This window comes from Deltaproteobacteria bacterium, from assembly GCA_018668695.1.
Classification (GTDB): domain Bacteria; phylum Myxococcota; class XYA12-FULL-58-9; order XYA12-FULL-58-9; family JABJBS01; genus JABJBS01.
Window position 1 is genome coordinate 1 of the sequence record JABJBS010000335.1, and the last position, 8907, is coordinate 8907.

Here is an 8907-nt window from a genome sequence, read left to right on the forward strand (position 1 = left end):
GACGGATGTGCAACCAACGCACTTTCAATTTCCGCCGTTCCTAACCGGTGACCTGATACGTTGAGGACATCATCGACGCGGCCGGTAATCCAGTAATAGCCATCCTCATCTCTGCGACAACCATCACCGGTAAAATAAAGCCCAGGGAACATGGAGAAGTAAGTTTGGCAAAACCGCTCATGGTCTCCCCAAATCGTTCGACTCTGCCCGGGCCAAGGCTGCTTTAAACACAAGTTCCCCGAGACACCATTGCCCTTGAGTTCTTTTCCTTCATCGTCAACAAGAATGGGCTGAACTCCGAAGAAGGGAAGTGTTGCTGAACCAGGCTTACATGGTGTCGCGCCAGGAAGAGGAGATATCAAAATACCGCCGGTCTCTGTTTGCCACCAAGTATCGACGACTGCGCAGCGCTTGTTGCCAACGACGTCATGATACCACTCCCACACTTCCGGGTTAATCGGTTCCCCCACTGTTCCCAGAATTCTAAGGCTCTCTCGACTATACTTCGTGACCTCTTCATCTCCGTGGCGAGCGATGGCTCGAATTGCGGTGGGCGCTGTATAGAAAATGTTAACCTTCAGGTCGTCTACAACCTGCCAGTAACGACCCGCGTCTGGATAAACCGGGGTTGATTCGAACATCACCGTGGTGGTTCCATTGGCCAACGGCCCATAGAGAATATAGCTGTGTCCGGTAATCCAGCCAACATCTGCCGCACACATGTAAACATCGTCAGATTTCAAATCGAAAATGTGTTCATGGGTCATGGAGGCGTAGAGCAGGTAGCCTCCAGTTGTGTGAACTAGGCCCTTTGGCTTTCCGGTGGATCCTGACGTGTAAAGAATGAAAAGAGGATCTTCGGCATCCATCCACTCAACCGGGCAGACAGTGCGCTGGCGTGGCAGCTCTTCGTGGAGCCACAAGTCGCGGCCTTGGGTCATCGAGACTTCAGTATCAGTGCGCTTGGCGACCAACACTTTTTCTATGCACTCTAAACCATCGACGGCTTCGTCACTGATAGCTTTAAGTGCGATGGCTTTACCGCCCCGCACACCTTCATTAGCCGTAATCAAGAGCTTACAGGTTGCATCAACGATTCTATCGCGAAGGCTATCGGCTGAAAATCCGGCGAAAACAACCGAGTGGATTGCACCAATTCGTGCACAAGCCAACACGCTGTAGGCAAGCTCTGGAATCATCGGCAAGTAAATGCAGACACGGTCTCCTTTACCAACGCCTTGTGCTTTTAAGACATTCGCCATTTGAGAAACATGACGTTGTAAATCGCGGTAGCTTATATGCTCGTACTCACCCGGCTCATCTTTGGCCCAAATGATGGCCGTCTTGTCCGGCTGCGTTTCCACGTGTCTGTCGATACAGTTATAAGCAGCATTGAGTTTCCAGTTTTGAAACCAAGACAGATGGACACCGTCGTAATCGGTATCAGAAACATTGATTCCCTGCTGAAACCAACTAAGCCGCTCAGATTGCTCTTGCCAAAAGGTGGCAGGATCATCAATCGATTGCCTGTAGAGTTCATTGTATTGCTCTAAGCTTGCAACGGTCGCTTCTTTGGCAATGGTTTCTTTTACGGGAATCATCAATCGTCTCCTTCGTAGATCACGAATGACACGAGTAGTGCAGCTGCGAGGGGGATTCAACGTCAAGTGTTCGATTCAGGGTCCGAATGAATCAAGCCAGCGCTCGAAAGCTATGAAAATTAAATACTTAAGTGCGAGGACGCACCAAACGCCGAACGGCCTGCCAGGCTATTTTACCCATCAAGTCGGAGGCATACTTTTGGCAAATCTTATCGTAATCTGACGGTTTTTGCGGGCCCAGCTCGAAAAGTGATTTTGGCAAATCAACCTTCACAAGAGCTTGCGCCGGTGCAATGCCACGAAGTGCCAAAGTCTTCACGCGTACCACCTCGAAATGTTCGCCCAGTGGCTCGACTTCAAGGACGTATGAAATAACACCCAAATTTTCGCTTGAGTCTGAACGGTGAACAGGCGCTGCATATTCCAGAATCTCGTGCACATTGCCGCTGAGTTCATGCTCGGTCAAAGACATCCCAAGGCTTACTTGTAGCGGAAACTCACTGCGTGCGCGTTGTGATTCATTCCACGGGTCAATTTGCGAAACACTTCGGAGACTGTGGGTTTGAATATCTTCAAATGCACCCACATTTCGGTGAAGTATGAGTTGCCCAGGCTTCAAAGGCTGCCCTGCAGGAAGTCGATTCGGATCGGTCATCAAAGCGCCTAAGAGGTCTCGCGAAGCGGCTGCAGCAAAAGCGGCTGTATCTGAGTTGGATACTTCTTCGCCCGACTTTAAGTTAATATGAGCGGTTAATAGCGTCAGTGAAAAGATACGTTCATCGTTCTGGTTGAACATGACAAGCCGAGACTTCACCACCGAGCGTGCACTCTGTGTGGTCTTACGGATATCTTGAACCATCAATGCGCCATGCAAAGTGTCCCCCACGCAGGCCGGCTTCTCGTAATAAACCTCTTGGACGCCGAGTTCGGCACTGGCGATTGCCAGAATCTCGCGGCCACAAACACCTAAAGTGAGGTTCATCAATAAAGAATGGGGAATCAGTCTCTCGTTAGCCCCAATAGACTGGGCTCGTTCTACACTCAGGGTGTATGGGTCACTCGTGCCAACCGATGCATTCCAAAGAGCTATCATCGAAGAATCAATTGTTACTTCACGCAGACCTTGTCGAATTTCGCCTTTTGTCCAAACTACTTTTTCGTCGCAGGTCTTAACCAGGCTGCCGCGGACAACTTCAGCGGACTTAAGTGTCGCCACCGGTGCAGGGGCTGCGATGGCCGGAGTTTCAATCGTAATGTCTGAAACTCGGCGTTTAGCGGTTCCTGTCACTTTTGGATAAGCGCCCGACAACTCTTGCTTTGAAGTGGAAGCAAGGCGACCAAATACGCCGTGAACGGTTTCGATTTGGCGCGTTCCCAAAATAAAAACGCCGCCATAACCTTGGTTTCGACGAGCAAGGCATTCGCGCTCCAGCTCCTCTTTCGCATGTTGCTCAATGACCGGAGCACCGATCACAGTGACGCCTACTTTTCGGCAAGACCCGATTAAGTCTTGCTCATTTAAGAGTGCAATATCCGCAGGTCTTCGACCACCGCGCCGGGCCATAGCGTCAGCATGAACTAAAGAAACGGCTTTCACCCGAGTTGAAGAACGTACAATCCGCGCAACATTGCGGACGGCCTCAGGGCAATCAACCAAACAAATTAACTTCAAAGTGCCTTCACGCATAGAGGCGTTTCGCTCCGCGGTAGAAAGCTTACGCTCAAACTCTTGAACATCTGCGCCGCCTTTAAAGCCGGCAACCACCAACCCAGTCATTTCCGGGCGGACCCAACACTTGAGTGCGCGCTCAAGAACTTTGGGATTTTTAAGGGAGGGCATTCGAGCGTAAATCGCCGAGTGACCGAGGGCACCACTGCTGAGAATGTTGTTAGCATGGTGCTCTGCTCGGTCCCACGACATATGGGGAAGGCAATCGAAAATGAGGCAATCGGCTTTAAGTTCAAGGGCATCGCGAGAAGAGATCGTTGGTTCGATGAAAAAGACACTGCGAAAAAGCTCAACTGTAGCGGCTCCTCGTGGCACCACAACCGGTATACGCTGCGGACTAAACTGTGCATTTTCTTTATCGAGCATGTGATTCCCCAAACTGGCATGACCGCCGTGTTGCTTTAAACAATACAAAAGCCGTGCCACCGTGTATCAAATCCAAACAAAGGGTTGCCCTCTTCAGCTCCGGTCTCTCCTATGTCTCTGTAATTTTTTGGAAAAAAAGATAACCAACTCGAAAGTCGTTAAAATCTAGCAACTTTCGAGCTACGACCGCGATAATCGCAGCGCCAATTGGTTAAGAATTGGCCCATAAAATCCGCCACTATATCGATTCAGATACGCCATATTGTTGGTTAAATAAATTTATGGAAATGCACTGCGTCTAAAGATTACCTCAAAATTCAATGTCAAATTCAGCTGTAGCACCTCGAAGTTCCTTAGAATTCGAGGCGATCCCGGGCATGCCATTAATTCTGCAATAGCTCAGGATCACCCTGATCTTGAGAGGCCTCTTTGATAAACCATGGTCTTGGCTGGGATTGTTGGAAAAGCCTCAATAATAGACGGAAGGTTCGTCGAAGCCTCACTCATCAAGCTCATTTGAGTGAAGCCTCGCAAGGCCAATGTTGTTCTCCGTTTGGTCAATTTAACTAAACATAAAGGATAGAGCTGTGCTTCATTCTAAATTGCTAGCCGTTGCCACTCTTTTAGTAACACTCTTGATAGCAGGGTGTGAAACCGGAGTGGCTCCGTCGAATCCATTTGATCCGGAGGCGCCAAGCGCAACTCGCGAATCTGCTTCCATAACAGGCACCATTTATCTTGAAGGCCGAACAGCGCACGGCGGCATTCAAGTTCGCCTCGACGGCTATTCGGGTAATTCGGCAACCACGACGACAGACGGCTCGTTCACCTTAGCCAATCTTAACTCGGGCGTTGATTACATGGTGGTCGCCGAATACACCCAAGAACCGAATTTAGAATTTGAAAGCGCTCGCATCGCAGTGCCGAGTCTTAATCCTGGAGAGGCTCACAGCCTAGAACCCGCCACACTGATTCGAGCGCCATTTCCCCCTATCGTCTTGGATGCCGTGAAATCTGGCGACGATGCTATCACTGTCTTTTGGAGCAAGAGTGAAGAAGAAGACGTGGCCTCCTATCAGGTCCATTTCCGTGAAGGTAATAGCAGCTTCTACACGCCTCACCCAACAAGTTGCCCCGACGAAAACTCAGAAGTCGAAGGTATCTTAAGTTGCGAAATCTCAGGACTCTTACCCTACGAGCAATACAGCTTCAAAGTAACCGCTATCGACGATACCGGCCTTGAAAGCGCTTATTCCGTGGAAGACGTTTTCCAATTTCTGTATCCCGATCCAGCAAGCGTCATGTACCTGGCAGAGCAAGATAACCAGCCCTTAGGGCTGCTCACTTCAGCCGATAGCAGCCAGGCATACACTCTTACTCGGTCCTTCGCTGTTGAATCTGAAAAAGCTATACTCTGGCAAATAGACATTGAAAACGAAATCGAAACCGGTTGTGTACAGTTCACCTCCTACGCTCCAGGGAATGGGGATACGAGTTCGGCGCCATCCAATACTCTTATCGATATCCCCAGCGAAAGTGTCATTCTTCAACAAACCTACGGCGCCCCGCAGTTAATGAATGACGCAGAAGGTGCTAGCATTGTTTGGGTCCCGTACGTCGTCACGTACTTGGATCAACCTGGGACACAATTTAGTGGTATCGCCAGCCTCGACCTCTCATCTGGGTTGCCAGCCAAAACTGCCGAGGACACCTGTCAGAACGGGGCATGGAAGCATACGATTGTATCCTATCAATCTACCATTGGTAACGAGGCGTTGAAGTTTACGTTAGCAGGTAGTGAAAACATCATCACTCAAACATGCTTTAACGTTGAGTGTGGCATGTATCGGTACGATATCGTCGACCAGCGCCTGGAAAATCCGGAATTCCTCTGGGAGGTACCCTTTGAATTAAGCCAGCTTGCCTTTTCTAACGAGACCCTCATCGCAATATCGAACCGAACCAATCAACTTTTCCTGGGAGAGATGAGTACCCTGGAGGCCTCTACGTCCACAACTGTTGGCGGTCCTGAATCGATTTCGGTCATCGCTGACACGGGATATGCGGCGATTACAGGCGTGGGATCCAATGAAATCGCAATCATAGATATTGATAAAGGCTTAGACGTATTTCGCTTACCGCTCCAGGTAGACAGTCCAACGCTTGCCGCTGTGCGGATACTTAATGAAGACAATAATACAACGGCTGCACTCTACGTTACACATCAAGAAGCCCAGGCTTTAACGATGTATGCATTTAATCAACCCACTGCCGAGACACCATCTCCTGGGCACCGCTACCTAACCCCTTTACGATGCACAGGAAGCTGCCGTATTGCGGTAGGCGATGACCCCAAAGGCCTAACCGTTAGCCCTGATGGCTCCAGAGTACTCATCCTAAATATCGACATATCCAATCGACTTCTTCAACTCTCTCAGACCTCGCCCAATCAATAGGAATGACCATGCGCAAGTACCTCCCCTATCTTCTTGTCGTAAGCTTTTTGGCAGAATCTGCTCTGGCAGCTCCACTAGTCGTCAACTACCCCAACCGTAAAGAAGCCATTGGGGTACAGAGCGAAATTAGCGTCAGTGGGGAAACTTTTATCTGGGCACTGAACGAAGCAGGTGCGATCCGTTATAAATTCGAGCCCACGAGCAATACACTGCAAGTGCAAGAGACCTATGACCCCGGTGACGGACTGGTCGATGCGCGCGTGAATGCGGTCGTCGTTGACGATAACTGTAGCCTCTTTACGCGATCAAACTCCGGTGCTTGGGGTTGCCGTATTTTCGCTACACCCGACGGCCTGAGTATGTATGTTCAGAGTCATCAAACTTGGCAGAATTACCGCTACCAAGACGACAACAGTATTCCACCGGGCAATGTCACAACACTTAAGTGGCTTACGAATGATATTACTGACGATAACGGGAACGTCTCGTCTCTGAACCAACTCCTTGTTGGGACAAGACGTAATGGTATGGCAAGCTGTTCCGCAAACTCATTTCCACAACAAACATCTACTCAAGACGCGTACTTTAATGAGAGTGGAATCGCCACTCAGCTCATCTGTAATCAATACAACACCACCATCAGTCCTTCGATTGTGGATTTCCCTGACGACTCTATTAATGATTTTGAACTCGACTCCTATGGGCGGCTTTGGGTTGCAACAGGGGTTGCAGGCATCACGCCAAACGACTCGGGTGGTATTGGTGTCGCCCGTTTTGTTCCAAGTAGCTACTCGTGGGATTGGGATTGGTCTGAATCCAATAACAGTGACCTGCTCCCCTTTAGAAAAACCACCGGCGGTCTTCCGTACAATCACGTCAATGCCTTAACCTACACCGATGACAGGAATATCTGGGCCGGTTTTTCTGGTTGGAATGCCGCGCAATACGACGGCGGGCAGCTCCCAAAGCACATCGCTAAGTACTTTGTTACGCAAAACCTCACTGAGATTTGGCGCTTTGAAAGTCATAGCCCGAACAACACCACTGAACCCAAATGCGACGTCACCGACATTCATTTCAGCCGGGCGCAAACTGGCACTTTTGAAAAAACTTTTTTTACGACCTCGTGCCAGTTGTGGTCAGAGTTCCAAGAAACTCTTCCGGACGGCGATGTCATGGGCCAAGGACGGTTTTGGCAGATTACTGACTACGGTCAAAACGATTGGAATATCTCCGCAAGAACCCCAATGATCGACGACGAGCAGGTCGACTTTCAAGCTTTTACTGAATTCAATGGTGATTTTGCATTTGCACCCCGCCATCAAAGAGACCCTGGCGGCCTTGGTGTATTTGTGCAGCACATGAGTGGGGGCTCAATCTCACTACTTCAAGCAATCCCCAACGATTTACTCAACGCCAATGATATCAGAAGCCTCAATATGGTCACCGACATCGACGGGTCTCAATATTTATTAGTAGGAGCCTACGACTCTCGTCAGCCTGTCCTATCAACATTCAACGGACAAAGCGTTCTTCCAATTAATACGCTCCTAGACGGGCAAGGCGAGGAGCAAAGCAGCGCCGCAACAATGGTTGATGCAGAGATTGAGCCGACAACCGGCACACGCTGGTGGATAAGCAACGGCGTTACCTCAGATGGTAGTCCGACCACCACGGGAAATGCGTTGGCGTGCAAGCTACCCGATGCATCAGGGTGGACCTTTAACAACAGTGAATTCGGATCCGAGGTCGTACTGCACATGACCGCTAACTCCAATGGCGATGAAATGGGGTATAAAATATGGGAACGGGTCACCGATCCGAATACAGGCGGACAGAGCTGGGAAGTTAAGTGTGAGGAAACAACCACCTCCTCGCAAGCCATTGCCACCTGTAATATGGGAACCGAGGGCGCAACAGGCTACGTACGAATCTATGGAGATCCTTCTGTTTATCGGGTCTACAGCGGCGGAACCTTGGCCTTGTCTGAGCAAAGCAACAATGGACAAACTTTGACTGAAGATTTCTTCACAGTTGAAAAGGCCCAATTTGCAAATCTCGGTACACCACGAGCCATGAAAGTTGTTGATGCAAACGCCAACTTTTATGTCACCAAAGATTTCTTGATCAGCCACTACCATTTTGGATGTGGTAATATGTCGCGCGGTTCAAGATTGCCGCTCTCGGCAATCGGAATCAACTACAACAGCGGCACCGATGTTGAAGGATATTACTCAAGCACACAAAATAAATACGTAGGCATCGCTGCCACGGCCGGCGCGGGCATAGGATTGGCTACATCATCAATAGGAATTTTCAGTGGAACGCCCACCGTCTACACTCAAGCCAATGGTTTACTCTCAAACGGCATCAGCGTTCTTGAACCTCAAGTTCGCAACGGATCCCTCATCGGATTATGGATTGGCGGTTCCGGTGGCATCCAAAAACTCGACACCAGCGACAACACGTTTTCGGCACTTAAAAACCTGCCAGAATCGGTGCGCACGAGTCGCCCCGGCTCTCTGGCGTCACTCAGTGATGGTTCCCTCGCTATAGGCACGAAGTCGGGAAGTGTTATTCGCTACCACGCCAATTACTACACAACCCTCACGCCAAAAGACGGCGTCATTCGATGCGGCACACTCGCCGTCGATCAACACGACAATATTTGGTGTGCGGGAGACCGAGGGGAAACAAACCAAAGCCCCATGGGACTCACCAAATTTGGCGAACCATTCTTGCCGACCGATGTATC

General features: G+C 49.8%; 4 protein-coding genes. 2 read left to right on the top strand and 2 right to left on the bottom strand.

Features of this window, described 5'->3' with window-relative positions; all coding sequences use genetic code 11:
* Together acs and HOK28_18985 are read right to left on the bottom strand one after the other, a co-directional pair.
* Positions 1–1601: acetate--CoA ligase (acs, locus tag HOK28_18980; GenBank protein ID MBT6435187.1), on the bottom strand; the 1601-nt coding region annotated here is incomplete at its 3' end.
* A gap of 127 nt (positions 1602–1728) precedes the next feature.
* The gene (locus HOK28_18985) at positions 1729–3696 is read right to left on the bottom strand and encodes a hypothetical protein (protein MBT6435188.1); all 1968 of its coding nucleotides are present in this window, start codon (positions 3694–3696) and stop codon (positions 1729–1731) included.
* A gap of 587 nt (positions 3697–4283) precedes the next feature.
* On the opposite strand from HOK28_18985, the gene HOK28_18990 reads away from it, so the two are divergent.
* Together HOK28_18990 and HOK28_18995 are read left to right on the top strand one after the other, a co-directional pair.
* Positions 4284–6152, top strand: a complete 1869-nt coding sequence (locus HOK28_18990) for a fibronectin type III domain-containing protein (GenBank protein ID MBT6435189.1) — start codon at positions 4284–4286, stop codon at positions 6150–6152.
* Positions 6153–6160: 8 nt separating this feature from the next.
* Positions 6161–8907: hypothetical protein (locus HOK28_18995; GenBank protein ID MBT6435190.1), on the top strand; the 2747-nt coding region annotated here is incomplete at its 3' end.